The sequence below is a fragment of the uncultured Arthrobacter sp. genome (assembly GCF_947495145.1).
Classification (GTDB): Bacteria; Actinomycetota; Actinomycetes; order Actinomycetales; family Micrococcaceae; genus Arthrobacter_D.
In genome coordinates, this window is sequence record NZ_CANLXP010000002.1 from 115,867 (window position 1) to 141,426 (window position 25,560).

The 25,560-nt window shown below is 64.8% G+C and carries 23 protein-coding genes and 2 tRNA genes; 7 read left to right on the plus strand and 18 right to left on the minus strand.

Annotation, left to right across the window (positions count from 1 at the left end):
- The first annotated feature begins 133 nt into the window (after positions 1-133).
- Positions 134-652 (plus strand): M23 family metallopeptidase, encoded by a 519-nt coding sequence (locus Q0877_RS02025; RefSeq protein ID WP_299165403.1) that lies wholly within the window; start codon positions 134-136, stop codon positions 650-652.
- A 71-nt stretch (positions 653-723) separates the two neighbouring features.
- On the opposite strand, the gene Q0877_RS02030 is transcribed toward Q0877_RS02025, so the two are convergent.
- The 7 genes from Q0877_RS02030 to Q0877_RS02060 all read right to left on the minus strand — a co-directional run bounded on the left by Q0877_RS02030 (position 724) and on the right by Q0877_RS02060 (position 7,443).
- Entirely contained in the window at positions 724-1,914 is a 1,191-nt protein-coding gene (locus tag Q0877_RS02030) for an acyl-CoA dehydrogenase family protein (RefSeq protein ID WP_299165405.1), read from the minus strand.
- A 188-nt stretch (positions 1,915-2,102) separates the two neighbouring features.
- A tRNA-Ile gene (locus Q0877_RS02035) sits at positions 2,103-2,176 on the minus strand.
- Between the two features lie 63 nt (positions 2,177-2,239).
- Positions 2,240-3,436: a glycosyltransferase gene (locus Q0877_RS02040; protein WP_299165407.1), complete on the minus strand. Its 1,197-nt coding sequence runs from the start codon at positions 3,434-3,436 to the stop codon at positions 2,240-2,242.
- Positions 3,437-3,479: 43 nt separating this feature from the next.
- Entirely contained in the window at positions 3,480-4,370 is an 891-nt protein-coding gene (locus Q0877_RS02045; RefSeq protein ID WP_299165574.1) for a DMT family transporter, read from the minus strand.
- Positions 4,371-4,383: 13 nt separating this feature from the next.
- Positions 4,384-4,992 (minus strand): CDP-alcohol phosphatidyltransferase family protein, encoded by a 609-nt coding sequence (locus Q0877_RS02050; RefSeq protein WP_367182107.1) that lies wholly within the window; start codon positions 4,990-4,992, stop codon positions 4,384-4,386.
- Between the two features lie 82 nt (positions 4,993-5,074).
- Complete coding sequence (locus Q0877_RS02055) at positions 5,075-5,911, minus strand: phage holin family protein (RefSeq protein ID WP_299165408.1); 837 nt, start codon at positions 5,909-5,911, stop codon at positions 5,075-5,077.
- A 92-nt stretch (positions 5,912-6,003) separates the two neighbouring features.
- A complete protein-coding gene (locus Q0877_RS02060) occupies positions 6,004-7,443 on the minus strand; it encodes a sugar porter family MFS transporter (RefSeq protein ID WP_299165409.1) in 1,440 nt (479 codons plus the stop codon).
- A gap of 257 nt (positions 7,444-7,700) precedes the next feature.
- Between Q0877_RS02060 and Q0877_RS02065 the strand changes: the two genes are divergently transcribed.
- Complete coding sequence (locus tag Q0877_RS02065; protein WP_299165410.1) at positions 7,701-8,921, plus strand: multidrug effflux MFS transporter; 1,221 nt, start codon at positions 7,701-7,703, stop codon at positions 8,919-8,921.
- On the opposite strand, the gene Q0877_RS02070 is transcribed toward Q0877_RS02065, so the two are convergent.
- The 6 genes from Q0877_RS02070 to Q0877_RS02095 form a co-directional block, all read right to left on the minus strand.
- Positions 8,918-10,411 carry an SDR family oxidoreductase gene (locus tag Q0877_RS02070; RefSeq protein WP_299165411.1) on the minus strand — a complete coding sequence of 498 codons (1,494 nt, stop codon included), beginning with the start codon at positions 10,409-10,411 and terminating at the stop codon, positions 8,918-8,920. The two genes, Q0877_RS02065 and Q0877_RS02070, sit on opposite strands and share 4 nt — an antisense overlap.
- A 93-nt stretch (positions 10,412-10,504) precedes the next feature.
- Positions 10,505-10,577 (minus strand) — tRNA-Asn (locus Q0877_RS02075).
- Positions 10,578-10,632: 55 nt separating this feature from the next.
- Positions 10,633-12,615, minus strand: coding sequence for a DNA primase (gene dnaG, locus Q0877_RS02080; protein WP_299165413.1), 1,983 nt, complete (start codon positions 12,613-12,615; stop codon positions 10,633-10,635).
- 63 nt (positions 12,616-12,678) lie between these two features.
- The gene (locus Q0877_RS02085) at positions 12,679-13,974 is read right to left on the minus strand and encodes a deoxyguanosinetriphosphate triphosphohydrolase (protein ID WP_299165415.1); all 1,296 of its coding nucleotides are present in this window, start codon (positions 13,972-13,974) and stop codon (positions 12,679-12,681) included.
- Positions 13,975-13,987: 13 nt separating this feature from the next.
- Positions 13,988-15,166 carry a tRNA dihydrouridine synthase DusB gene (dusB, locus tag Q0877_RS02090; RefSeq protein WP_299165416.1) on the minus strand — a complete coding sequence of 393 codons (1,179 nt, stop codon included), beginning with the start codon at positions 15,164-15,166 and terminating at the stop codon, positions 13,988-13,990.
- An 89-nt stretch (positions 15,167-15,255) separates the two neighbouring features.
- Positions 15,256-16,590: a YibE/F family protein gene (locus Q0877_RS02095; protein WP_299165576.1), complete on the minus strand. Its 1,335-nt coding sequence runs from the start codon at positions 16,588-16,590 to the stop codon at positions 15,256-15,258.
- Positions 16,591-16,805: 215 nt separating this feature from the next.
- Between Q0877_RS02095 and Q0877_RS02100 the strand changes: the two genes are divergently transcribed.
- Both Q0877_RS02100 and Q0877_RS02105 read left to right on the plus strand, forming a co-directional pair.
- On the plus strand, positions 16,806-17,561 hold the full coding sequence (locus Q0877_RS02100; RefSeq protein WP_299165418.1) for an alpha/beta hydrolase: 756 nt from the start codon (positions 16,806-16,808) through the stop codon (positions 17,559-17,561).
- A 60-nt stretch (positions 17,562-17,621) separates the two neighbouring features.
- Positions 17,622-18,437: a lysophospholipid acyltransferase family protein gene (locus tag Q0877_RS02105; protein ID WP_299165420.1), complete on the plus strand. Its 816-nt coding sequence runs from the start codon at positions 17,622-17,624 to the stop codon at positions 18,435-18,437.
- 45 nt (positions 18,438-18,482) lie between these two features.
- Here Q0877_RS02105 and Q0877_RS02110 read toward each other — a convergent pair whose 3' ends face one another.
- Together Q0877_RS02110 and Q0877_RS02115 are read right to left on the minus strand one after the other, a co-directional pair.
- The gene (locus tag Q0877_RS02110; RefSeq protein WP_299165422.1) at positions 18,483-19,400 is read right to left on the minus strand and encodes a GNAT family N-acetyltransferase; all 918 of its coding nucleotides are present in this window, start codon (positions 19,398-19,400) and stop codon (positions 18,483-18,485) included.
- Positions 19,401-20,792, minus strand: a complete 1,392-nt coding sequence (locus Q0877_RS02115) for a glycine--tRNA ligase (RefSeq protein WP_299165577.1) — start codon at positions 20,790-20,792, stop codon at positions 19,401-19,403. It lies immediately after the preceding gene.
- A gap of 230 nt (positions 20,793-21,022) precedes the next feature.
- On the opposite strand from Q0877_RS02115, the gene Q0877_RS02120 reads away from it, so the two are divergent.
- Positions 21,023-21,454, plus strand: a complete 432-nt coding sequence (locus Q0877_RS02120) for a universal stress protein (RefSeq protein ID WP_299165423.1) — start codon at positions 21,023-21,025, stop codon at positions 21,452-21,454.
- A 16-nt stretch (positions 21,455-21,470) separates the two neighbouring features.
- Here the strand turns inward: Q0877_RS02120 and Q0877_RS02125 are convergent, their stop codons facing one another.
- On the minus strand, positions 21,471-21,647 hold the full coding sequence (locus Q0877_RS02125; RefSeq protein ID WP_299165424.1) for a hypothetical protein: 177 nt from the start codon (positions 21,645-21,647) through the stop codon (positions 21,471-21,473).
- 218 nt (positions 21,648-21,865) lie between these two features.
- Between Q0877_RS02125 and Q0877_RS02130 the strand changes: the two genes are divergently transcribed.
- A complete protein-coding gene (locus Q0877_RS02130; RefSeq protein WP_299165426.1) occupies positions 21,866-23,491 on the plus strand; it encodes a M28 family peptidase in 1,626 nt (541 codons plus the stop codon).
- A gap of 119 nt (positions 23,492-23,610) precedes the next feature.
- Here Q0877_RS02130 and Q0877_RS02135 read toward each other — a convergent pair whose 3' ends face one another.
- Positions 23,611-24,579, minus strand: coding sequence for a DMT family transporter (locus Q0877_RS02135; protein ID WP_299165427.1), 969 nt, complete (start codon positions 24,577-24,579; stop codon positions 23,611-23,613).
- Between the two features lie 61 nt (positions 24,580-24,640).
- Here Q0877_RS02135 and Q0877_RS02140 point away from each other — a divergent pair, with 61 nt between their 5' ends.
- Positions 24,641-24,862 carry an RNA-binding S4 domain-containing protein gene (locus Q0877_RS02140; protein ID WP_299165428.1) on the plus strand — a complete coding sequence of 74 codons (222 nt, stop codon included), beginning with the start codon at positions 24,641-24,643 and terminating at the stop codon, positions 24,860-24,862.
- On the opposite strand, the gene Q0877_RS02145 is transcribed toward Q0877_RS02140, so the two are convergent.
- Positions 24,837-25,526, minus strand: a complete 690-nt coding sequence (locus Q0877_RS02145; RefSeq protein ID WP_299165429.1) for an alpha/beta hydrolase — start codon at positions 25,524-25,526, stop codon at positions 24,837-24,839. The genes Q0877_RS02140 and Q0877_RS02145 overlap by 26 nt on opposite strands.
- Positions 25,527-25,560 lie beyond the last annotated feature (34 nt).

The following is a 25,560-nucleotide window of genomic DNA, read 5'->3' on the forward strand; positions in this document are numbered from 1 at the left end:
CTACAGCCGCCAACTGCCCCCGACGGGCGGTGCAGCCTGACTTTCGCTCCACATTTCTTGCGAACGCGCTGATTCTGTCCACATCAGCGCACGACGCCGGCCGCTGTCGTGGGAGCCGACGCACAGTGGATAGGTGGCTGATCTATCGAACCTTTTCCGCCCGCTGGCGACCGCCGTCGTTGGCGCCGGCATCCTGCTGTCGCTTTCTTCGCCTGCCCCTGCGGCCCCTGACCCCGGGATCCCTTGGGAATGGCCGCTTGCCGGCCAGTCCCCGCCGGTGCTGCGCCACTTTGACCGGCCGCCCGAGCGCTGGATGGCAGGGCACCGCGGCGTCGATCTCGGCAGCTCGGATCGCAGTGTCCTCAGCCCGGCTGACGGCGTAGTGGTCTTCGTAGGCATTGTGGTGGACCGTCCGGTCCTGACCATCGATCATGGCGACGGCCTGCTGTCCAGCTTTGAGCCGGTCGCCGCGTCTGTTGCCGAGGGAGATCCGGTACGGGCCGGGCAGGAGGTGGGCCGTATCAGCACCGAACCTCATTGCCCCAGCCTGTGCGTGCATTGGGGCGTGCGGGAGAACGGGGAGTACGTCAATCCCCTGCCCTTTGTCTCCGACCGGCGGCCATCGATCCTGCTGCCGCTGGCCGATCATTGAGCCCGCATCTGGCCCGCTCCCCGCGCCCGTGCCTGAGCCGTGCCTGAGCCGTGCCCGAGCCAGTCGCGACGCTAAACGAAGGCGGCGATTCCCGTGATGGCGCGTCCGGTCACCAGCGTGTTGATCTCGTAGGTGCCTTCGTAGGAGTAGACCGCTTCGGCATCGGCGAAGATCTTGGCCATCTCGTAGTCGGTGACAATACCGTTGCCGCCGAGGATACTGCGGCCGAGGGCAACCGTTTCCCGCATGCGCGCGGTGGTGAACGCCTTGGCGAGTGCGGACTGCTCGTCGCGGGCACCGCCGTCGTCGGCCAGCTGTGCCAGGCGCACCATCATCCCCAGGGAACTGACGGTATTGCCCAGCATTTCCACCAGTTGCTGCTGAATGAGCTGGAAGGATGCGAGCGGGCGGCCGAACTGCTGGCGCTCCACCGCGTACCGGCGGGCAACATCGAAGGCTGCCAGCTGCTGTCCGACCGCCTGCCATGCCACGGAGAGCCGGGTGATGCGCAGGACCTTGTTCGTGTCCTTGAAGCTGTTGGCTCCGGTGAGGCGGTAGTAGTCACTGATCTGGAGGTTTTCCAGCACGATGTCGGCGTTCTCGACCGTTCGCAGTGCGGTCTTGTTTTCAATTTTTGTGGCCTTATAGCCGGGCAGCGAGGTGTCCACCATGAAGCCTTTGACCTGGTTGTCTGCGACGTCGCGGGCAAAGATCACCACCCAGTCCGAGAAGGTGGCGTTGCCGATCCAGCGCTTCGCGCCGTTGAGGACCCATCCGTCACCGCTGCGCTCCGCCGTGGTGCGCGTACCGCCGGCAACGTCGGAACCGCCCAGCGGTTCGGTGAGGCCGAAGGCACCGATCTTTTTCATGGCATAGATATCCGGGAGCCACTCTGCCTGCTGCTCGGGTGAGGCCAGTGTCTCAATGGAGCCCGTGAACAGCCCGTCATGAACGCCCATGAATGTTGCGATGGAGGTATCGGCGCGGGTGAACTCAGCGTGCAGGAGACCTGCGAACAGGTTGGAGTAGCCCAATCGTTTCACCGGAGACACGATGTCCAGCTCGGCGATGCGGGGGATCAGTTCGGTCGGGAAAGCTCCAACGTTCCACCAGTGCGCGGCGTGCGGCCGGACCTCCTGCGCGAGCCACTCCCTCACCTCGTGGAGCCGGTTGCGCTCCTTCGGGTCGAGCATCTGCTCGAAGAAGTAGAAGTCGCCGTCGGCGTACGGAAGATTGTCTGCGTCAAAAGCGGGTGCACCCATGAAACGTTCCTCACCATTCGTCAACCGGCGCTTACTCGCGCCGCCGGACCACGCCCGGGCAGCGTGGATTCCCCCGCTTATGTTACCCGCGAGTAACTTCCTGTGCCACCCAGCCAGCCAGCGGTGGACGAATAGAAAAACCCCGGCCCTTTTCGGACCGGGGTTCCCGCTATTTTCTTGTGTTCCGGTAGGGCTGCTGGGGCTTGAACCCAGGACAAACGGATTATGAGTCCGCTGCTCTAACCAGCTGAGCTACAGCCCCGCAACGCCGACTACTCCTCGGCGCAGTCCATTCTAGCCACGACCGTGGCGGTGGATCAGGCAGCTACACGGTTTCCGTGTCGTGCAGCCTGCCGTAGTAGAGGTCCTCGAACGTGGCCAGCGTGGTCTCGATGCTGTGTTTTTCGACCATCGAGCGGCTCATCTTGCCCATGCGTTGCCGCTCGGCTTCGGGCATGGAGATGATCTCCGTCAGCCGGCGGCCCAGCTCGGCACTGTCATGAGGAGTGAACAGGTAGCCGTTGGATCCGTCTTCCACCAGGTGCGGCAGCGCCATCGCGTTGGCAAGCAGCACGGGAGTGGAAGCGGACATCGCCTCGAGCGTGACGAGCGACTGCAGTTCGGCGGTTCCCGGCTGGCAGAAGACTGTGGCCCGCAGGTAAGCCTGGCGGAGTTCCTCATCGCTGATGAGGCCATGGAACCTCACCCGACCCTCCAGCCCCAACCGCTGGACCTGTGCCTGCAGCACGGGCTTTACCTCTCCCCCGCCGACAATCTCGAGGTGCAGGTTCAACTCGCGGGGAGTCTTAGCCACGGCATCGATGAGCACGTCGACGTGCTTTTCCTCGGCGAGGCGCCCCACGAACAGCACGATCGGATGGTCCGGCTGCTCAAGATGCTCACCGGGCCTGGGCTCATAGGCAGCTGCATCGATACCATTGGACAGCGGGAGCACCTTACGCAGGAACGCGTGCTCGTGCATCGCCTTGGCCGCCAGCGGAGTGGGTGTGGTGACGACGTCCGCCTTTCCCATTTTCTTGCCCATGTCCCGCCAGGAATTTTTCGCGACGATGTTCTTGAACCACTGCGGAAACGGCAGGAACGGGTTCAAATTCTCCGGCATGAAGTGGTTGGTGGCGACCACACGGATGCCGCGTTTCAGGGCCTCATAGAGCGCGTACTCACCCACCATGTAGTGGCACTGGATGTGCACGACGTCGGGCTGCACCCGGTCGAAGAGCATGCGGATATCACGCTTGATCTCCCAGGGCAGGCAGATGCGCCAGTACTCATGCGTTGGAACCGAATGCGAGCGGAGGCGGTGCACCGTCCAGTCCCCGCCCGGCTCGGTAAAGCTTTTGCCGTTGATCGTGTTGGGAGCCAGGACGTGGACGTTGTGGCCGCGCGCGGTCATGCCCTTGGCGAGCCGGTACCCGAACATGGCGGCGCCGTTGACGTGCGGGGGGTAGGTGTCAGCGGCAATGAGGATAGTCAGCGGCGCATCTGCTGCCGTATCAGTCACGAAGTAGTCCTCGGGTTGGCAACGGTGGGCGAAGTCACCGGCGTTAACGCCGTCGTGCTTCCTTCTGGCGCTTGACCACATCAGGATGGTGGCGCGACAGTGCTATCACTCCAACAATAGCAACGATGGCGGCTGCTCCCATGGCAATTGCTATCACCGATTCGACGTTGGGCTGCAATTCACCGAGCACCACGATTCCGACGGCGATGCCCACGATGGGGTCGATGACCGTCAGGCCCGCGATCACGAGGTCGGGAGGACCGGAGGCATAGGCGCTCTGCACAAACCATGAGCCCAGGCCGGCGGCTGCAACGATCGCGATTCCGCTGTACAGCGGAACGTTGAGGAGGAATCGGCCGTTGGGATCGAGCAGGTGTGTCGCGATGATCTTGGTGAGCACGGCAACGAAACCGAACAGCACGCCGGCACCGAGAATGTAGGCAAACGCACTGAGCCTCCGCCGGAAGACGGCGGCGAGTGTGCCAAACAGTGCGACGGCGATGCACAGCAGCAATACGGCGGTCAGTTCCTGGTCAGGAAGGACGACGTGGTCCTTGCGCGTGACGTTGACGGCCAGCAGTACAAACAGTGCGCTGCCGGCCACACACGCTGAGATTGCGACGACGGTGGGACGGTTGATGCGCACGCCCTGGTCCCGGGAGTTCACGATCGTGGTGATGACGAGGGCGATGGCGCCGATCGGCTGCACAACGGTGAGGCTGGCCATGCTGAGGGCAATGACGTTGCACACCATTCCGGCGCCGAGCAGGATCAGGCCGAGGATCCAGCGGGGATTGCGCAGGAGCCGCATGAAACCGGTGGAGTTCAGTGACAGGCCGCCGGTGTTTGACCGTACTGCGCTGCCCTGGCGCTGGGCACCGACGGCCAGGAAGCATGCGCCGAGCAGCGCCAGGAGCACCGCTACCCAGGCCATGCGCCCACTTCCGTCATGCGGTGCGCTCCAGCCGATACACCCGGTGCGCAGCAGTGAAGTAGCCATAGAACGCTATGAGGTGACCGATACACCCGAGAATCAGCAGCACATTGGCGGTGATTTCCAGCCACGGCAAATCGAAGCCCTCAACGCGCTGCAGAAGCAGAAGCGGTGATCCCACCAGCAACAGTGCGGTGCGAATCTTGCCGATATTTGAAACCGGTAGACGGAGCCGTCCGCGGAAGAGAATCAGCGCATTGGTGATGAGGATGACGTCGGGAACCACGATGGCCCAGACCAACCAGGCGGGCGCAACGCCGTCCACCACGAAAGTCACGGCGACGACTATCAGCGCCGACCGGTCCGCCAGCGGATCGAGCCACTTGCCCACGGACGAGACCTGCCCAAACCTGCGGGCTATATAGCCGTCAATCCAGTCCGTCGAGCCCAGCAACACGAGGGTGATGACAGCGGCTGCATACTCGCGCTGGACGATGAACATCACAAACAGCGGGACGCCCAGGAACCGGACCACAGTAATGATGTTCGGCACGGTCCAGAACGTGTCCAATTCGGCAGGAGCCTGCCCAGGCTTTCCCCCGGCGCCAATAAGTCTGATCACTGTCCCTCCGCTCCCATTATGCAGGCAGGAGCTGGTTAAGCCGGCAGCGGCAGCAGTGCCTGCCAGGCAGAGGGATCAACGCTTACTTGGCGACGAGCCGGCGCACCATCACAGCGATTGCAGCGGCTGATGCAGCGACGACGCTAAGCGGCTTCCAACGGTCGGCCAGGGTCTGGTTGTGGCGCGCCGGGCTGGAGACCGACCTGGCTGCAACGTCCGTGGAGCTGCTCCGGGTGCGCCTCGAGTCCCGTGCATGGACCGCCGAGGACTTCGCGTGCGCGGCAGCGGCGCGTGCTTTGGTGGTTGTGCCGTTGACCTGGGACTTGAAGTCCAGTCCGCGGCCGAGATCATCCCGCGCTTCGGCGATGTGGTCACGACGGCGCCCGGAGCGGCTGCGGAGCTCGGCGTACGACGGCGCAGGCGGCTTGGGCTCCCCGGTTTCCTTGTGCTTTGGCTTCTTTTCTTCCTTGGGCTTCTTGACGTCCAAGGTTGCCGGATTGAACTTGCGGCCTTCCTTGAGCACGCCGATGTCGTACTTGACGCCGCGGATGGCGTCTTCGGGCAGGAGCGGGAGTGCCTTTTTGAACCGGGACAGTCCCATCAGGGCGGCCACGGCGGCGATGATGAGGAACAGCGCGGCGAAGCACAACGCGGCCAGCCAGGGCGGCATGACCGTGCCGAGACCCATGATGGCGGCCACGATGAGGGCTACGGCAAGGAAAGCCACGAATACCAGCGCCACAACGAAGAACGCGGCGGCAATGCCTGCCGTGATGCCCTTCTGCTTGAGCTGCTCGCGGGCAAGTGAAACTTCGTCTCCGAGCTGGCGCGGGGTCAGCCGCAACAGCAATCTGATCAGGCCGATCACCGACGGCGTGCCGCCGGGTCGGTTCACCCGCGTGCTGGTCGAGCTGTCCATGTGCCCTGCTCCCATCCGTTCATCCTGCGCATCTGCTCCCAAAATTACCACCGACGCATACTTCTCGCCCGACCGGGCACCGGGCCGACGCTCTAACGTGCGACCAGATCATCCCGGTCCTCCAGTTCACGGCCTGCGTACTCCTGCAGGTGGGTCTTCACGAACCAGAAGGAAACGACCGCGAAACCGGTGAAGACGGCGTACATGATCCAGACTCCGAGGTTCTCACTGACCCAGGGGAACGCGAGGGTCACGATGAAGTTGAAGATCCAGTTCACCATGGTTGCCACGCCAAGGGCGATGGAGCGTACCTTGTTCGGGAACATCTCACCGAGCGTCACCCACATGACCGGGCCCCAGGTCGCTGCAAAGAAAATCACGAACAGATTGGCCCCGATAAGGGCCACCGGTCCCCAGAACCCCGGCAGCGAAACATCCTCACCGCTGCCGGTCGCCTGCGCGAATGAAACTGTTGCGGCGAGCAGGCCGACGAACATGCCTGCCGAACCGACGAGCAGCAGCTTGCGGCGGCCGATCCTGTCGACGAAGAAAATGGCCACGAAAGTCATCGCGACGTTGATGATCGAGGTGATCACCGACGTCGTGAATGAATCACTCTCGCTGAAACCGACCGACTGCCATAGCGTGGTGGAGTAGTAGAAGATGGCGTTGATACCGACCAGCTGCTGCAGGGCTGCGATAGCCATGCCCACCCAGAGAATTGGCTGCAGGCCCAGGACCGACCCGCGGAGGTCCCGAAGGGTGGTCTTGTCCTCGACGCGGAGGGTGGAACGGATCTCGGTCAGTTTGGCGGCGGTGTCCCGGATCCCGGTGACGCGGGAAAGTACGTGTGCCGCTTCGGCGTCGCGGCCGCCGCGGATCAGGTAGTGCGGGGATTCTGGAATAGTGAGCGCCAGCACCCCGTAAATGATTGCCGGTACGACGCCGACCAGCAGCATCCAGCGCCAGGCCGGCAGTCCCCACCACAGTTCGCCGGTGGCTCCGCCAGCGATGTCAGCAAGCCACGCATCGGACAGCAGGGCGGCGAAGATGCCGATCGTGATTGCAAGCTGCTGGATGGAGGCAAGGCCGCCGCGCCACTTGGCTGGTGCGATCTCCGCGATGTAACCGGGCGCGATGACGGACGCCACCCCGATCGCCACGCCGCCGATGAGCCGCCAGAGCATCAGGTCCCACTCGCTGAACGCAAAACCGGAGCCGACCGAGTTGACGAGGAAGAGGATTGCGGCGCCGAACATCACCCGCTTGCGGCCGAGGCGGTCCGCCAGTTCACCGGCGAACCAGGCACCGGCGGCACAACCGAGCAGGGTGATCGCGACGGTGAAACCGAGGATGGCCTCACCAAGTCCGAAGTCCTCCTGAATGGCGTCCACCGCACCGTTTACCACGGCGGTGTCGAACCCGAACAGGAGACCGCCGACGGCGGCAGCGACACTGACCCCGATGACCTTCCCCATGTGCGGCTGTACCTCACCAGACGGCTTGTTCTTGTCCCGACCCTTGGCGTTCACGTCGCTTCTCCTGACCTTCCGGCTACCCTGTTCGACCTCTGAGCTGCATTTCACCCTACGACAATCCAAAGCCTACTGAGCAATGTCCAGGTGCCGTAGAGTGCCGGGGGTCTTTCGATGGCGGTTGCAAGGGCCCTAAGATGGTTATTGATTCGCCGTGGCAACCACCCAGTTGGGTATGCCCGCTCTCCAACACCCCTTTGTCTGCAGCGCCGCAGTGCAACTTCCCGCATCCGCACACGCCAGATAGGTATCTGTTGAGCACTATCACTCACCCCGGCGACGCCCTTACCCGGCGCCAGAAGCTGATCTACGTTGTGATTCTGGGCACTCTGACTGCACTGGGCCCGTTCACCATCGACCTGTATCTTCCCGCTTTCCCTGCCCTCCAAGACGACCTGGGCGTCACCGAAGCGGCAGTGCAACTCACCCTGACCGGGACCATCATCGGTTTTGCAGCCGGCCAGCTGCTCGTCGGCCCCCTCAGCGACAAGGTGGGCAGACGGCTTCCGCTGATCTTCGCGACCAGCCTGCATGTCATTGCTTCGATCGGTGCGGCCATGTCCACCGAGATCGGCATGCTCATGGTCTTCCGCGTGCTGCAAGGCATGGGGGCTGCGGGAGGCGGGGTTGTAGCGATGGCAATGATCCGGGATCTCTTCAGCGGCTACCCGTTGGTCCGCATGCTTTCCTACATGGCGCTGGTCAACGGGATGGCTCCCATCTTCGCGCCGGTTATTGGATCCCAACTGCTGGTCATCATGCCCTGGCCCGGTATCTTCTGGTTCCTCGCCGCGTACGGTTTCCTGGTGATCCTCGCGGTCTCCTCGTTCATCATCGAAACGCTGCCGGCGGACCGGCGGAAAGCGTCCTCGTCCACCGCTCTTCAGCGGTATCGCGCGGTGCTGACCGACCGGGTCTTCATCGGGATCCTTCTGGTGGGCGGCATGAACTTCTCCGGCCTGTTCTCCTATCTTTCGGCGTCACCGTTCCTGTTCCAGGACGTCTATGGGCTCGATCCGCAGCAGTACGGTCTGCTCTTCGCCGTGAACTCGCTCGGCATCGTGGCAGCTGTCCAGATCAGCGCACGTATCGTCCGCCGGGTCGGCCCCCAATGGATCATTGCCTGCGCCACCGCAGCGATGCTGGCAATGGCCCTGCTGATCATCCTCTTCGACTTCCTGGACCTGGGTTTCTGGGGCACGGCGGTTCCGCTCTGGTTCTACATCATGGCCGCAGGCTTCACCTTCCCGTGCGTGCAGGTACTGGCCCTCGCGAATCACGGCGCCCAGGCCGGCACCGCGGCGTCGCTCCTGGGAGCAACAACCTTCGGGCTCGCCGGGATCATCTCGCCGATCGTCGGTGTCCTGGGAATTGCCTCGGCAACGCCCATGGCCGCGGTCATGGCAGTCTGCATCGGCCTCGGAATCGTGTTCCTGTGGACGATTGTCCGGCCGAGGACTGTGCCCGCAATCTAGCCCTTATGGATCGAGGGCGTCTGGCCCGCCCGCTCCGCCCTTCGCGTGATGTTGCGCGCCATCGACGAGAACACCACCCCGTGGAACGGCAGCACGCCCAGCCAGTACAGCCTGCCGGCCAGCCCTTTGGGGAAGAAGATGGCGCGCTGACGGTATTCGCTGGCATCGCCGTCGGGCACTACTGACAGCTCAAGCCAGGCACGGCCTGGAAGTTTCATCTCCGCCCTCAGGCGGAGCTTCTCGCCGCGCACCAGCTCTTCGACGCGCCAGAAGTCCAGTGCCTCCCCCGCCATCAGCTCGGATGAATGCCGGCGTCCCCGGCGTAGGCCGACCCCGCCCGCGAGCTTGTCCAGCCAACCGCGTGCGGCCCAGGCGACGGGCCAGGAGTACCAGCCGTTTTCCCCGCCGATGCCTTCGATCACCGTCCAGACCGCAGGGGCGGGTGCGCTGGAACGGAAGGTCCGCTCATCCTTGTAGACCGCGTGGCCGGCCCACTGCGGGTCCGAGGGAAGCGGGTCCGCAACTGCGTCGCGCTGTGAAGCTCCCGCCCAGCTCGTTTCCACTTCCCCGGCGCTCATCTTGTTCAGCGCCAGGCCGACGGCGGTGCGGTAGTCGGTGAACCCGCCCTCCGGTTGCGGCAGATAGTCGTTGATGTCCGCTTCGGCGGTGACGGCGTCGTGCTGGAGGGATTCAATCAGCGGCATCGCCATGGCTCGCGGGATTGGCGTGACCAGATTCACCCAGTGCCCGGCCAGGCGCGGGGTGAGGACAGGCAGCGCCAGCACGGTCCGCTGGGGCAGGCCGGCGGCTTCTGCGTAGCGCTTCATCATGTCCGCGTAGGTGAGCACGTCGCCGGAGCCGATGTCGAAGGTGCGGTTGAGTCCCTCCGGAAGATCCAGCGCGCCGAGGAGGTAGGAGATGACGTCCCGCACGGCGATCGGTTCAATGCGGTTCAGTACCCACTTCGGCGCAGGCATCACCGGCAGGACGTCGGCCAGATGCCGAATCATCTCGAACGATGCGGAGCCGGATCCGATCACCACGCCGGCTTGGAATGCGATGGTGGGAACGCCTGAGGCCAGCAGCGCTTCGCCCACTGCTACGCGGGAGCGCATGTGGGTTGAGAGTTTCACGCCCTCCGGGTGGAGGCCGCCGAGGTAGACGATGCGGCGTACGGAAGCCTGCGCGGCAGCCGTGGCGACGGTCGATGCGATGTGCGCTTCCCGCTCCTCGAAGCCGCGTCCGGATCCCATTGAGTGGACGAGGTAGTAGAGCGTGGAAACGCCCTCACATGCTCGGCGCATGGTTTCGGCGTCCTTGAGGTCGCCTTCGACGACCTCCACCTGTGGCGCCCAGGGCACATCCCGCAGCTTCTGGGGCGAACGCACCACAACCCGAACCCGGCGGCCGTCTTCCACCAGCCGCGAAACGAGACGGCCTCCGATGTATCCGGTGGCGCCCGTTACGAGGACAAGATCGTCTTTGCTCATAGAGAAAGGTTAGTGCTCCACCCTGAACGTGCAGTGGGCGTAGAGAGAAGAAAGGCTCCTGACCGGCGAAACCGCAGGTCAGGAGCCTATTTGCTCCCCCGACTGGACTTGAACCAGTAACCCTTCGATTAACAGTCGAATGCTCTGCCAATTGAGCTACGGGGGAAAGCAGCAGATACAACTTTACATAGGAAGAGCGACGAAGTGAAATTGGCTCGTCGCTAGTCGGAGCGCAGCGCGCGGCGTTCCATTTCGAGCTCCATCAACTCCCGGTTGAGCTGCTGAAACAGGGACGGGTCCGCCGCCGGTTCAAGCCGCTGCAGGGCGCTCAGCTTCTCAGCTTTCAACCGCGTGATCCGTAGCTCCGAAAGCCTGTTGAGAATGTCCCTGCAGTACAAAACCAGAGCGTCGGCGTCCTTCGCCGGCAGCGGGGTTACCGCAAGCTCGCTCACATAGCCCCGCAGCATCTCGGGAACCTCCTGACGTACCCGCTCCACCCAGTTCGATGCAGCGCCCGGCCCGTCCGTCCCACCGGTGCCGGCAGCCCGGACCGCATCGTGCAGCGCGGCGTACGCGGGGACCGAGAACCGCGAGTCAGCGAACCGTTCCCACTGGCTCTTGTCCAGCAGCTGCGGATACTGCAGGACCACCTCGAGCGCCTCTCGTTCCATGCGCGCAACAGGATCACGCGGATCGGGGCGGCGGAACTGCGGCACTTCTTCGACCGGTTCACGCTCGTTACTCGCCCCCTGCCCGCCCTGTCGGCGCTGTGGGTCCTGTGAGTGCTGTGGGTGCTGCGAGTGCTGTGGGTTCTTTTGGTTCTGCGCACCCTGCTGCCCATCCTGCGCCGGCTGCGCCGCACGCTTCGCGGCGGAGGTTACGGCACGCGCCACCTGATCCTCGCCGACGAACTGCATCCCGAGCCAGCGGGAAAGCTCCCGGGTGTAGACGGATCGCAGGGAAACATCGCGGATATTCGCCACGATCGGTGCAGCGTGCCGGAGGGCCTTCATCTGCCCCTCGCCGGTGGAGAGATCGAACTGGTCAAAGGATGCCTTGATGGCAAACTCGAACAGCGGACGGCGCGTGCTGATGAGGTCCTGCACCGCCTGGCCCCCCGCCGTCTGCCGGAGCTCGCAGGGGTCGGCGCCGCCGGCACCGACCGCGACATACGTTTGCGCGTTGAACCGCTGATCTTCCTCGAAAGCCCGCAGGGCCGCCTTCTGACCGGCCGCATCGCCGTCGAAGGTGAAGACGACCTCCCCGCCGGTGCCGTCATCCGAGAGGAGCCGCCGCGCGATCTTGATGTGCTCGGCACCGAAGGCCGTACCGCAGGTAGCGACGGCGGTGCCCACGCCTGCCAGGTGGCACGCCATGACGTCGGTGTAGCCCTCCACCACTACGAGCTGCCGGGATTTCGCGATCTCCCGTTTCGCCAGGTCGATTCCGTAGAGCACCTGCGACTTCTTGTAGAGGGTGGTCTCCGGGGTGTTCAGGTACTTCGGGCCGGGGTCATCCTCGTACAGCTTGCGGGCGCCGAATCCGACGGTGTCACCGGTGATGTCCCGGATAGGCCACATCAACCTGCCGCGGAAGCGGTCGTAGAGCCGGCCGGCGTTGTTGGAGGAGACGCTGAACATCCCGGTCAGTTTCAGCTCATCCAGCAGAAAGCCACGGCCGGTCAGGTGGTTGAGCAACCCGTCCCAGCCCTGGGGTGCATAGCCGACTCCGAACTGCTCCGCAGCCGCCCGGTCAAAGCCTCGCTCCTGCAGGAAAGCACGCCCCGTCGCCGCCTCCATGGTGAGCAGCTGGTCGCGGTAAAACTCCGCTGCGATCTTGTGGGCGTCCAGAAGCCGCTGCCGCTTGCCGGCGTCCTCACGGCGAGGACCGGTCCCCCCGTCCTCATAGCGCAGCTCGAAACCGATCCGCGCCGCCAGCTTTTCAACGGTTTCAGCGAACGATGTGTGGTCCATTTTCTGCACGAAGGAAATGACGTCACCGCCCTCGCCGCACCCGAAGCAGTGGTAGGAGCCCATATGCGGACGGACATGGAACGACGGCGACCGCTCATCGTGGAAGGGACACAGGCCCTTCCAGGACCCGACGCCGGCGGATTTCAGGGTGACGTAGCCGTCCACCACTTCCTTGATGTCAGTGCGCTGGCGAACCTCATCGATATCTTCACGCTTGATGAGTCCGGCCATGCCATCCAGTCTAGTGTCGGGTCTTCGATCACGCCGTCCGATCGTTTCGCCCTGTGAATACCCCTACCAGAGCGCAGGAACGGGCCCGACGACCCTCTCATGCAGGGCGAGCGCGGAAGCGTCCGTGAGGGACGCGACCTGGTCGATCACCACGCGGAGGCGGGCGTCGTCGTCGTCGGCCTGGCGCCAATCGGAGGCGAACATCGGCTCCAGGTAGCGGTCCCCTGCAGCGGCCATCTGCTGCACGAGGGAAGACAGCACCTCACGCTGGCGCTCGTAGATGGGCTGGCGGTGGACGCTCGTCATCACATATGTGGTGGCAAGCCCCTTCATGACCGCGATCTCGGTGACCGTGTCTTCGGGAACCACCATTTCCGCGGCGTACCGGGTGAGGGGGGCCGTGCCATAAATGCCGCGGGTGGTCTCCAGTGCGCTGAGACAGAAGCGACCGATCAGCTGGCTGGTCATGTTCTTCAGCGCGGCCATTGCCCTGCGGCTGCCGTCCGCCTCGCGCACCCACACGTCCGTCGCTTCCAACCGCGCGAGCGCGGCGTCGACGGCGGCCGGCTCGGAATGCGGCAGATACCACTGCTGCGTGTACCCGACGACGCGGGCGCGCTGGTCCGGGTTGTCCATCCACTTGAGCTGGAAGTGCCCGGCGACGATCGCATCCTCGACGTCGTGGACCGAGTAGGAAATGTCGTCGGCGAGGTCCATTACCTGCGCTTCGAGGCAGGACCGACCGGCCGGAGCCCCCTGCCGCAGCCAGGCGAAGACGGGCAGGTCATCCTCATAGGCGCCGAACTTCGAGGTCCGGTGCCCGTGAATGACCGGAGCGTCCAGCGCTGTCCACGGATATTTGCAGGCGGCGTCGAGACTGGCGCGTGTGAGGTTGAGCCCCGCCGGCTCGCCGTCGTCGCGGATAACCTTCGGCTCGAGCCGGGTCAGCAGCCGAAGGGTCTGGGCGTTGCCTTCGAAACCGCCGATGGAGTGCGCCAGGTCGTTCAGCGTGGCCTCGCCGTTGTGTCCGAACGGCGGGTGGCCCAGATCGTGTGAAAGGCAGGCCGCGTCCACAATGTCGGGGTCGCAGCCGAGGGAGCGTCCCAGCTCGCGCCCCACCTGGGCAACCTCGAGGCTGTGGGTCAGCCGGGTCCGCACGAAGTCGTCCGTATCGGGGGCAACGACCTGCGTCTTTGCGCCGAGCCGTCTCAGCGCCGAGGAGTGCAGTACGCGTGCACGATCACGTTCGAAGTGCGTGCGGTGAAGGCTTTTGGGCGCCTCATCAACCCATCGCTGCATGTCCGCGTCTGTGTAGCCCGGCGTGACCGGCGCCTGGTTGCCTCCGGTTTGATTGTGCACGTGCTCCCCTGCCCTATCCACCGGATACGTCGACTTCCGCAGCCGCGATGTCTGCCTGCTGCTCGGGGTTCAGTTGGCGTGCCTCGAGCCACCGTTCGGGGAGCGCGGTGCGCTTGGGCGAACCGGCCCGGCCGCGCGGGCCCTCGGCGTCGGCTCCCGGATACGGGGACGTGCGGTCCAGCTGGTCCAGCAGGCCGCGCAGCACCTCGAGGGTGGGCACCGTGGCGAGCGCGGCCCGCAGATCTCCACCCACCACGTAGCCCTTGAAATACCAGGCCATGTGCTTGCGGATATCCCGCAGCGCCATCATCTCGTTGCCGAAGGTGTCCACCAGCAGTTCCGCGTGCCGGTACACGGTGTCCGCAACCTGCCCGAGCCCGGGCTGATGGCGTTCATCCTTGCCCTCGAAGGCGTTGACCAGATCACCGAAGAGCCAGGGCCTGCCCTGGCATCCACGGCCAATAACGACGCCGTCAACACCGGTCTGGTTGACCATGCGGACCGCGTCTTCCGCACTCCAGATGTCGCCGTTGCCCAGTACCGGGATGTCCGGCAAGGCTTCGCGCAGCTCAGCGATTGCGTTCCAGTCGGCCTTGCCGGAGTAGAACTGCGACGCGGTGCGTCCATGCAGTGCGACGGCGGCTACCCCGGCGTCGCGCGCGATTTTGCCTGCTTCGCGGAAGGTCAGATGATCGTCGTCGATGCCCTTGCGCATCTTGATGGTGAGCGGGATGTTCCCGCGTGCTGCTTCCCGCACGGCCGTCTGGACGATGCCGGTGAAAAGGTCGAGCTTCCAGGGCAGCGCCGCTCCGCCGCCCTTACGTGTGACCTTGGGAACGGGACAGCCGAAGTTGAGGTCTATGTGGTCGGCGCGGTCTTCCTCCACGAGGATGCGGACGGCGGCGCCGACGGTCTTCGGATCCACCCCGTACAGCTGGACGGAGCGCACCTTTTCATCCTCGTCGTGCGAGATGATGCGCAGGGATTCCGGGTTGCGCTCAACGAGGGCGCGGGACGTCACCATCTCCGAGACGTACAGTCCGCCGCCGTACTCGCGGCATAGCCGCCGGAATGCAGTGTTGGTGATGCCGGCCATCGGAGCGAGAACCACGGGGGTGTTGACGGTGATGCCGCCCAGGCGCAGCGGCGGAAGGTCAAGCCGCGTGGCGGTGGTTGTTGATGCAATGCTCACCCATCCATTGTCGCAAGGCGGGGCAAATCGAGGGGCAGTCCCCCAACGATCCGCTGGTTGCGTGCGTCATGGGGTCGAAACCGGCACCGTCAGCCCTGCCTCTGCTCACGCAACTCCCTGCGGCTCGGCAGCGCGCCCTCCGTAACCTGCCCGGCGGGTATTTCCGCGGCCGGTGCGCCCTGCACCTCCTCGGCGGCGAGCGCGGCCGGGGTGGGTGCGTCGTCGTGCTGGTTCCCGGAACTGCCTGAACCGGTCCCCTGGCCGACCACCTTCACCACCAGCACCGCGATCAGCGTGGTGACCGGGATCGCCAGAACCAGCCCGATCGATCCGACCAGGGTACGCACCACTTCCTCGGCGAGTTCGCCGCTGGTCAGGGTGCTGACCAGCGAACTGTCCTGTAATGACACCAGGATCAGCAGCGGCAGGGCGGCGCCGGCGTAGGCAAAGGCGATCGTGTAGACGGTCGAGGCAATATGGTCGCGGCCGATGCGCATCGCGCCCGTGAAAAGGCGCCGCGTGGACGTCCCGGGAGCCAGCTCGTAGAGTTCCCAGACCGCCGAGGACTGGGTGATCGTCACATCGTTGAGCACGCCCAGCCCGGAGATGATGAGTCCGCAGAGGATGATTCCGGAGAGCGATACCTCCGGCGCGGCGTTGATCAGCGCACTGGAACTGTCGTTACCGACGCCGGTGAGATTGGCCGTGTCGGTTGACCACGCGGCCAGCAGCGCCGTGATTGCGAGCCCGAAGATTGTCCCGAGCAGCGCCGTCGAGGTGCGCGCAGAGAACCCGTGCGCGAAGTAAAGGACCCCGAACATGATGACCACGGAGCCCACCAGTCCCAGCAGCAGCGGCGGCTTGCCTTCCACCAGGCCCGGCAGCATGAACTGCGCCAGCACAAAGAGTGCTCCGACCAGCCCGATGATTGCCCGCAGTCCCCGCCACCGCGCAACAGAGACAACGACGACGGCGTACAGCACCGCGAGCGCAGCCACCGGGAGGGTGCGGACGAAATCGACGAAGATGTACGGCGCGCCGGCACCGCTGATGACGCCTTCAAGATTGAGGTACCGGATCGAATCGCCCGGCTCGACCTGTCCGGAGCGGGCGATCTCCGGATTCAGTTCGACTGGCACAGCTGAACCGCCCGCGTCGGGCTGCGTGTAGGCAACGAGGCACTGCTGGGCTTCGCCGCCCGCGTCGACAGTCGGCTGCGAAGACGGGCAGTCCTCCAGGAGCACGCGCTGCACCGTTCCCACATCCATCGACGTGCCGGGCGCGGTTGCGAGCGGGTTGGCCACGGCGATACCGGACCTGTCCCCGCTTGGCCACAGCAACATCATGGCGACGAGCGTGATCACGCCGAGCGGAACGAGGATGGCAGCCAGGAGCAGGTTCGCCCGCCTGCGCGTTCCCCTCACGGCAGCGTTCTGCTCTGGTCCGGGCGGCGAAGCGGCCGCCGCCGACGCGTGGATGTGGCTGTGGCCCACTCATCTTCCCTTGCTGTTGCTGTACTACTGGCAGGATGGATCGAGGGACCCGCGGTGGGATCCCCTGAGGATTCTACGCAGGCGCATGGCTGGAGCCGGCAGGCGGCCCAGGCGTTGTGGATGCAGGTTGATTGAACGGAGGGCGCATGGCGAAGGAACGGTTCAGCGAGACTGACGGGAATCCGGCAAACGCGATCGCGCATGAGCCGGCGGTGACGGTGCGCCCGGCCGCCGCCGAAGTCCGCGGCGTTGTGCTGGTGCTGCACGGCGGCCGTGCGAACAGCTTCGAGCCGGTGCGGTCCCGGCACCTGAGCCCGGCTCGCATGGTTCCGATCGCCCGGTTGCTGCACTCCTGGGGGTCTCCAGCCGGCCTCGAAACGTGGAGCCTGCGCAACCGCGTGCGTGGCTGGAACGGTGAGCATATGTCGCCGCTCCACGATGCCAGATGGGCGCTGGAGCAGATCCGGGAACGTTCCCCCGATCTTCCCGTATACCTGCTGGGCCACTCAATGGGCGGTCTCACCGCCCTGTGCGTAGCGGATGATCCGCAGGTGCGCGCCGTCGTCGCCCTGGCACCGTGGGTGGACAGCACAACGCCCGTGCAGCAGGTGGCCGGGCGGCGGGTCCTGATTGTCCACGGCGACGCTGACCGCTGGACCTCTCCCCGGCAGTCGCTGCGGTATGCGCAGCGGATTGCACCGATTGCCGACGACGTCCGTTACGTCACCCTCGCCGGTGCCGGCCACTTCATGTTCACAAAACTGCCCCTGTGGCACGAACTCAGTGCCTCCTACCTGCTTGACAGTTTCTCCCGCGATACCGGCGCCCCTGTGGATCCCAGGCGCCTGCGGCGCGCTGCACATGTGATCGCGCAGCCCTCGCCGCTTGGTATGACGCTGTGATCCCCTTCTCACTGCGGTGCAGCTCCAGGCCGTGCAGTTCCGGACAAGGTGCCTGAGGCCGTGGCGTGGGTTCCCAGGCAGAGTGACCGGTTCTACCGGCTGCTCGTGCGAACCGGCTTGCTGCTGCGATGGGCTTTCCGGGTGCGGGTCCTTGTCAGCGGGCAGGCAAATCTGCCGCCCGCCGGGCCGCTCACGGGGCTGTCACGGACCGCTACGCCGGGAAGCGGGGCAGTGTTCGCCATCACCCACTTCGGCTACCTCGACTTTGCTTTTGCCGAACTCGTGCTTTGGAAGGCCGCCCGTGCCCAACTGAAGTTCCTGATCACCAAGGCCGCGGCGTCGCACTGGTTCGGTGGACCGGTGATTGCTGCCTGCGGACACGTGGTCGTCGACCGGAACGCGGGCGCCGCCGCCTACGAGGGCGCGCTCGAGAAGCTTCGTGCCGGTGAGTACATCGCCATCCTCCCGGAGGCCGGGGTTAGCCGGAGCTTCACCGTACGCGAGCTCAAGACCGGCGCAGTGCGCCTGGCCGCCGAGGCAGACGTCCCCCTTATTCCGATCTCGGTCTGGGGAGCGCACCGGCTGTTGACCCGGGGCCACCCATTCTCATTCCGCCGGGCGTGGCGCGCACCGGTCCGGGTGCACATCAGCGAACCGATCCGGCACACCACCGACGCCGACATACTGCGCGAAACGGAACAGTTGCGGGCTGAACTGCAGGACGGCATTGACCGCGGCATCGCGGACTTCCCGATCAATCCACCGCAGGGAGCCTGGTGGCATCCTGCGCACCTCGGCGGCGGTGCCATGACCGAGGCTGAGCGGGACGCAGCAGATGTACGGGACATTGCAGAGGGTCGCTACCGCCGCGGCTGACGCTGGTACGTGCGGCGGGCATCGGCGGGATATCCCAGCAGTGGGTCAGTCGCTGACGACCTGCGTTTCGCTCACCACTTTGGCAGAACCGGCGGCAAGCAGAGGCTCCAGCACCTCGACCAGAGCGGTCATCGAATCATCGACTTCCACCTGAACCGGGTACTGATGGACCAGCATCGCCAACAGCGAAGCCACGGCTGCGCTCTGTTCGCTGGGGCGGAGCGTCGTGTCGTATCCGAGGAGCACGTCGGCGGGGGCGTCCGTGCGGCTCTGCGTGTAGCTCAGCGCGAACGCGGCGATCGCACCGCCGGCGCTCTTCGGCTTGTCCCGCAGGACAACTGCCCCGCCGGCACCGGCGGTGTCAGAGAGCAGGAACTGCTGCGCCTGCCCCAAAGTCATGTCGGCCGGATCCCACGCATGTACCGCGTTGTACCAATCGGTCACCGCTTTGGTGAGTTCAACTGATCCGGTGGCTGCTTCTTCAAGCTGGGGGCCCGCGTCATCCGCGAAGTCCGGTATGGCAAGCGCGCCCGGAGCAACCTCGATGATCCGCGAACGCTGGATCTCGCGGAAGCCCGCCGCCGCGGCGAAGGCGGCGCCGTCAGAGCCGGGGACCACTTTTGCCCGCAGAGCAGACACGCCCGACGGCGATGAGCCGGCTTCGTGGCGAAGCATCCCGAGGAGCGTGGCTCCGGTTCCTGCACCCCGGTGGTCCCTGCCGACCTCGACGTACGCCCAGAGCCGCTGATCGTGCAGCTTGGGTTCAAAGACGTATCCGGCCGCGACAGGCACCGCGACGGAATCGATCACGTCTTCCGCCACGATGCAGCGCAGCCAGGGCGAGTCCGACGACGGCCGGAACAGTGCCCGGGACTGTTCCGCCTGCGCGCTGTCCGGGCCTCCCCATACCTGCAGGAGCTCAAGGTCGTCGCCGTCACGCCAGGGGCGGTACTGGATCGCCACTCAGGCTCCTATCAGTCGCTGCGCGAGGTAGCCCTCGACCTTGTCGAGCGAAACGCGCTCCTGGGCCATGGTGTCGCGTTCCCTGATGGTGACCGCCTGGTCCTCGAGGGTGTCGAAGTCCACTGTGATGCAGAACGGCGTGCCGATCTCGTCCTGGCGGCGGTAACGGCGGCCGATGGCGCCGGCGTCGTCGAAGTCGATGTTCCAGTTCCTGCGCAGCTGCGCTGCCAGGTCTTTCGCCTTGGGCGAGAGGTCCTCGTTGCGGCTGAGCGGAAGCACGGCAGCCTTCACCGGGGCGAGACGCGGATCGAGCTTGAGTACCGTGCGCTTGTCCACGCCGCCCTTCGCGTTGGGCGCCTCGTCCTCGGCGTAGGAATCAACGAGGAAGGCCATGAAGGAGCGCGTGAGGCCGGCGGCCGGCTCAATGACGTACGGGGTGAACCGCTCGTTGGTGGCCTGGTTGAAGTAGCTCAGGTCGGTGCCGGAGTGCTTGGAGTGCGTCGAGAGGTCGAAGTCGGTGCGGTTGGCGATGCCCTCCAGCTCCCCCCACTCCGAGCCGGAGAAACCGAAACGGTACTCGATATCCGTGGTGCCCTTGGAGTAGTGGCTCAGTTTTTCCTGCGGGTGGACGAAGAGGCGCAGATTCTCCGGGTTGATGCCCAGGCCCGTGTACCAGTCGAACCGTTCCTTGATCCAGTACTCGTGCCATTCATCATCCGTGCCCGGCTCGACGAAGAATTCCATCTCCATCTGCTCGAATTCACGGGTGCGGAAGATGAAGTTTCCGGGCGTGATCTCGTTGCGGAAGCTCTTGCCGATCTGGCCGATACCGAACGGCGGCTTCTTGCGGGACGTGGTCAGCACGTTGTTGAAGTTCACGAAGATGCCCTGAGCCGTTTCGGGCCGCAGGTAGTGCATGCCCTCCTCATTGGCGACCGGGCCGAGGAAGGTCTTCAATAACCCGGAGAACTCCTGCGGTTCGGTCCACTGGCCGCGGGTGCCGCAGTTGGCGCAGGCGATATCGGCGAGGCCGTTTTCCGCGGGGCGTCCCTTCTTTTCCTCGTACTCTTCCTCGAGGTGGTCCGCACGGTAGCGCTTGTGGCAGGAAAGGCACTCGACCAGCGGGTCGGAGAACACCTCGACGTGGCCTGACGCTTCCCACACCTGGCGGGGAAGAATCACCGATGAATCGAGACCGACGACGTCCTCGCGTCCGCGCACCATGGACTGCCACCACTGGCGCTTGATGTTTTCCTTCAGCTCGGCTCCGAGCGGGCCGTAGTCCCACGCGGACCGGGATCCACCGTAGATTTCACCGGCCTGGAAAACGAAGCCGCGCCGCTTGGCGAGGGAAATGATTGGGTCCAGGGCGGAAACCTGCTTGGCCACGATGAATGCCATCCTCTACATGTCTGGACAGGCCGCTGGGTGCGGTCGTCGATGTGCCGCCGGGGCAGCGCAGCAAGCGGAACAAACGCTGACTGCGGCGCCGGAACGGGCGGGCGAAGGTACCACCTTAGCCTACCGAAACTCACCCGGCCGGTTGGCTGCCGCTAAGGTCAGTGCTGAAGGTTCCGCGCCGGAACCGCGCTTGGAATGAGCAGTTCAAGGAGGAACAGCAAATGGCAGGAAATGTGGTTGTTGGAGTGGACGGCAGCGAGACGGCGTACAAGGCTGCATCACGGGCGGCGACGCTTGCCGGGAGTTTGAGAGCCGAACTCGTGGTGTTGAGTGCGCACATCACGGGCAACACTGAAATTGTGAAGATCGGAAGCGAGACCTGGGTACTGGACGACGCCGAGCGTGCGCTGGAGCTGGCCCAGCGGGTTGCGGCCAAGCTCCGTCAGGAGCACCCTGGTGTGGAAGTCCGTCCTGCCGCCGGCCGCGGCAAGCCCCAGGACGTCCTGATGGAGGAGGCCGAGCGGACCGGCGCCCAATTGCTGGTGGTCGGCAACGTGGGTATCAAGGGGCTTGGCCGGGTGCTGGGAAGCGTCGCATGGAGCGTTGTACACAACGCACCCTGCGACGTCCTCGTAGTGAAAACCGTTTCCTGACCGGGATGTGGCGGAACTACCGCCGGTTGAGGATGCTGCGGATCATTCCGCCCACGCCGCCCGAACCGGGCCGGCCGGCTCCGCCGCGGCCGGCTCCCATTCCACCGGTCCGAGGGGTCCGCCGGGTTGTGCCGGTGCCTCCCCTGCCTGCAAGTCGACCTGCGGCGCTCCTGAGGATATTGCTGAGGCCCATGGGAATCTCCTTCGCGTAGAACTATTCATTCGCTTCGGACTTCCGACCCTACGCGCCTACGGAGTGGTTTTCCACCGCCGATCTCCACGCTGGTTCGGCGCCCTTGACGCGGCGGGAGAACTGTCCATAGATTGAGCGCACCCCTGTGGCGTGATCAGCGTCACAGGGGTTCGAGTGTCTGCGACCGCAGACACGCCTTTGCGACAGAAGGAACAACGGTGATCCCAATCGCTCTACTAAAGCGCGCCCATTTTGGGCGGGCATCGCTTGCATTTGTTGGTGGACTTGCCCTCGTTGCCTCGGGCGGACTGGCTGCCAACGCCGGTCCAACCCATGAGAACAGCAACAACAACACCTCCCAGAAACTCCGAACCGCTGTGTCGGTCGATCGGGTGGTCGGTCATCTTGACGCACTGGACGCGATTGCCGATGCCAATGGCGGCACTCGGGCATCCGGCACCCAGGGGTATGACGACTCGGTGGATTACCTGGTCGGGAAGCTTCGCGCTGCGGGGTACTCACCCGTTGTGCAGGAGTTCACCTTCCCCTACTTCCAGCAGCTGAGCCCCTCGGTTCTCACTCAAACCAGCCCGGAGTCACGCGTCTATCCTTCGGATTCCTTCGCCACGATGACCTACTCCGGCGCCGGAAACGCAGCGGGCACAATCACCACTGTCGATACCACAGGAGCGGTCGACGGCGCCGGCACCAGCGGTTGCGAAAGTGAGGACTTTGCAGGCTTCGTAGCCGGATCAATCGCCCTGGTGCAGCGCGGCAGCTGCCCGTTCGCACAGAAAGCGAGCAATGCTGAAGCCGCCGGCGCGTCCGCCGTCGTTATCTTCAACACCGGACTGCCGGGCAGTACCGGACCAATCAACGGCACGTTGGGCGCACCGGGCATCGGGATTCCGGTGCTGGGAGCAAGCTACGAGGTCGGCACCGACCTGATCGGTGACGGCGTTACGGGCACGGTCGTGGTGGACACCATCTCGGAAAACCGGGCGACCTACAACGTGCTTGCCGAGACCGCTTCGGGTGATGCCGGCAATGTGGTGATGGTCGGCGCACACCTCGACAGTGTGGTGGCCGGTCCGGGCATCAATGACAACGGCTCGGGAAGCGCCGCAATCCTTGCTGTCGCTGAGTCAATGCACAAGGTGAAGACCGCCAACAAGGTCCGCTTTGCGTGGTGGGGCGCTGAAGAGCAGGGCCTCCTCGGAGCGGAACACTATGTCGCCGATCTCGCGGCGTCCGGCGAACTGGCCAACGTGGGGCTCTATCTCAACTTTGACATGATCGGGTCGCCGAACTTTGGCCGCTTCGTGTACGACGGTGACAACTCTGCCTTCCCGGTGGGTCCGGGTGCTGCTGAGGGGCCTGCAGGTTCCGGCCAGATTGAGCAGGACTTCCACGACTACTTCGCCGCAGAGGGCCTGCCCTCGGGCGAAACAGCGTTCAGTGGCCGCAGTGATTACGGACCGTTCATTGCAGAAGGCATTCCCGCGGGCGGGCTCTTCACCGGTGCCGAAGGCATCAAGACCGAGGAGCAGGCCGACCTGTTCGGTGGCGTTGCGGGTGCCCCGTACGACGCCTGTTACCACGCTGAATGTGATGACACAGGCAACGTCAGCATCGAATCGCTGGATCAGATGAGCGACGCAATCGCACACCTGACGTTGACGTACGCAATGAACACGACGGCTGTGAACGGCGTTGGCGGCAACGTGAAGGGCAACTTCAAGCAGAAGGGCAGCTTCGAAGGCAACCCGCTGGGCGGCGGTACCGAGAGCGGCGGCGGGCTCCACCCGGAGCATGACCACGACCACGAGTTGGCCGACCGGTAAAATCCCGGGATTGCCGGTAAACACAGCTATGACCGGTTCATCCGGGAAGAACTGAAGCCGGGCCGGGTTCCACTGGGACCCGGCCCGGCCGTCTCAACTGGCCTCTCCTGCGGCGTCTTTCAGGTGCGCTGCAGGAGACGGCGATTCCACGGCAGCGTGGTGAGGATGATGGCTCCCAGCGCCAGGATCGGCCCCGCCACGGTAGCGAAAACGACGACGGTGCCCGGCGTGGGAAGGACCAGGTCCAGTGCCAGCGAACCCAGCAGCTGCCCGGCTATCATTCCGAGGCCGGTCAGCAGCACCCCGAGGGATCGCACCAGGAGCGCACCGATTCCGATGAACACGCACCCCATCGGTCCGCCGAGGTAATACCACCACTCTTCCGGCAGGGGTTCGGGCGGTCCGGCTACCAGCAGCTTCACCAGCCAGGCGACGAGCAGCACTGCCGATCCGGCAATGAAGTTCATGAGCGTTGCCGTGATGGGTGTGCCGTAGTGCACGGCGGCAGTCCCGTTCATGGCCTGCTGGAAACTCACCAGGATGCCAGCCGCGATGGGCAGCAAAAGCGGCAGGATGAGTGCCGCCGTCGTACCGGTTCCGCACAGCCTGGGCGAGACCGCCCACACCACCGCCGCCACCGTGAGCGTCACGCCGATCATGCGCATCGGCGTGATCGAGCGGCGTCCGCCCGGTCCCAGACCCACCCGGTCCACGGCAAGCCCGCTCACTGTCTGGCCCATGACGGCTGCAACGGTGAAGAGTGCGACTCCCAGGATCGATATGGTGATGGCCTGCGAGAAAACGAACAGGGCACCGATTGTTCCCGCTGCCAGATAGATGGGCGGAAAGCGCCGCTCGCGGACCGCGGGGATCAGCTGCCGCAGCCCTGCACGCCCGCGGGGCAGCACCAGCGAGATCAGAATCATCAGCACCAGCCCGGTGCCGAAGCTGACGAGCGCAGCGGCGAGTCCGTCATCGAGCGTCTGGCCCAGCGCGCCGTTGATCCTGCTCTGAAGCGGAATGGCAACCCCGGCGGCTACCGCCAACGGAAGGCCGACGACGGCGGGCAGGTGACGGGCGCGAGACACCCGTTAACCCTAGGGCACCGTTGTGGAACAGCCGCTCGCGCTGGGCGGGCATGATGTAACTATGAGCAATAACACTGAAGTGCCGATCCGCGACTCAATGATCCGGCTGGGCCAGCTGGTGAAGCTGGCCAACCTCGCCGAAGACGGCGTCGAGGCCAAGGAACTGATCGAGAATGGCCTGGTGAAGGTCAACGGTGAGATCGAGGACCGCCGCGGACGGCAGATTCACCCCGGCGATTCCGTGACGGTGAACGGCGTTACCGTGACAGTGGTGTCCGGCTGACCCCTGGCACCACCATCTGCAGGAATTCGCGGACGTGCCCGAGTTCCTGCGCATTGATGCTGTGATACATCCCTGCGTAGAGCACCTTGGTCAGCTTGGTGTGGCGGTTGAGCCACGCGTGTGTGAACTCGATGCGGTCGCCCGGGATGACCGGGTCTTCCTGGTCCCGGCCCCAGAAGAACGGCACGCGCTGGTTTTCGAGTTCGCTGTCGTGGAATAACGTGCTGCCATCGGTCGGAACAACAAACCCGGAAAGCCCGACGACGGCCGCATAGTCTGCAGGGCGGGCACGCAGCATCGAGCTCGCCACTGCCATTCCCATCGAGAAGCCGAGCAGGGTGACGCTTGAATGCGGTTCCTTGATCGAATCGACCCAGTCAAGGACGTCCTGGACTGCGTCCGTCACCTTGTCGACCGAGTACGCGGCATCCTGCATCAGCGGGAACCAGGTGAAACCCTGCCCCTGGGCTACGGGTGCGCGGACGGAGGCCACCGTGAACTCGTCGGGCAGGAAGTCGAGGATGCCCATGAGGTCTTCCTCGTTGGCCATGTGTCCGTGCAGCATTACCAGCAGGGGCGAGCCGGAGCGCTCGTTTTCGGGCTTTGACCAGACAACTACGGGTGCAGGCGCGGCAGAATGATCAGACTGGGAGAGATTGGTCATTGATCAATAGTGGCATGTTCACGAGGGCGGACGT

Excerpts from the sequence above, each read along its gene's own strand:
- Q0877_RS02030 (WP_299165405.1), bottom strand. The coding sequence starts at position 1,914 with ATGGGTGCACCCGCTTTTGACGCAGACAATCTTCCGTACGCCGACGGC.
- Q0877_RS02045 (WP_299165574.1), bottom strand. The coding sequence starts at position 4,370 with ATGGCCTGGGTAGCGGTGCTCCTGGCGCTGCTCGGCGCATGCTTCCTG.
- Q0877_RS02055 (WP_299165408.1), bottom strand. The coding sequence starts at position 5,911 with ATGGACAGCTCGACCAGCACGCGGGTGAACCGACCCGGCGGCACGCCG.
- Q0877_RS02070 (WP_299165411.1), bottom strand. The coding sequence starts at position 10,411 with ATGAGCAAAGACGATCTTGTCCTCGTAACGGGCGCCACCGGATACATC.
- dnaG (WP_299165413.1), bottom strand. The coding sequence starts at position 12,615 with ATGGCCGGACTCATCAAGCGTGAAGATATCGATGAGGTTCGCCAGCGC.
- Q0877_RS02100 (WP_299165418.1), top strand. The coding sequence starts at position 16,806 with ATGGCGAAGGAACGGTTCAGCGAGACTGACGGGAATCCGGCAAACGCG.
- Q0877_RS02120 (WP_299165423.1), top strand. The coding sequence starts at position 21,023 with ATGGCAGGAAATGTGGTTGTTGGAGTGGACGGCAGCGAGACGGCGTAC.
- Q0877_RS02125 (WP_299165424.1), bottom strand. The coding sequence starts at position 21,647 with ATGGGCCTCAGCAATATCCTCAGGAGCGCCGCAGGTCGACTTGCAGGC.
- Q0877_RS02140 (WP_299165428.1), top strand. The coding sequence starts at position 24,641 with ATGAGCAATAACACTGAAGTGCCGATCCGCGACTCAATGATCCGGCTG.
- Q0877_RS02145 (WP_299165429.1), bottom strand. The coding sequence starts at position 25,526 with ATGACCAATCTCTCCCAGTCTGATCATTCTGCCGCGCCTGCACCCGTA.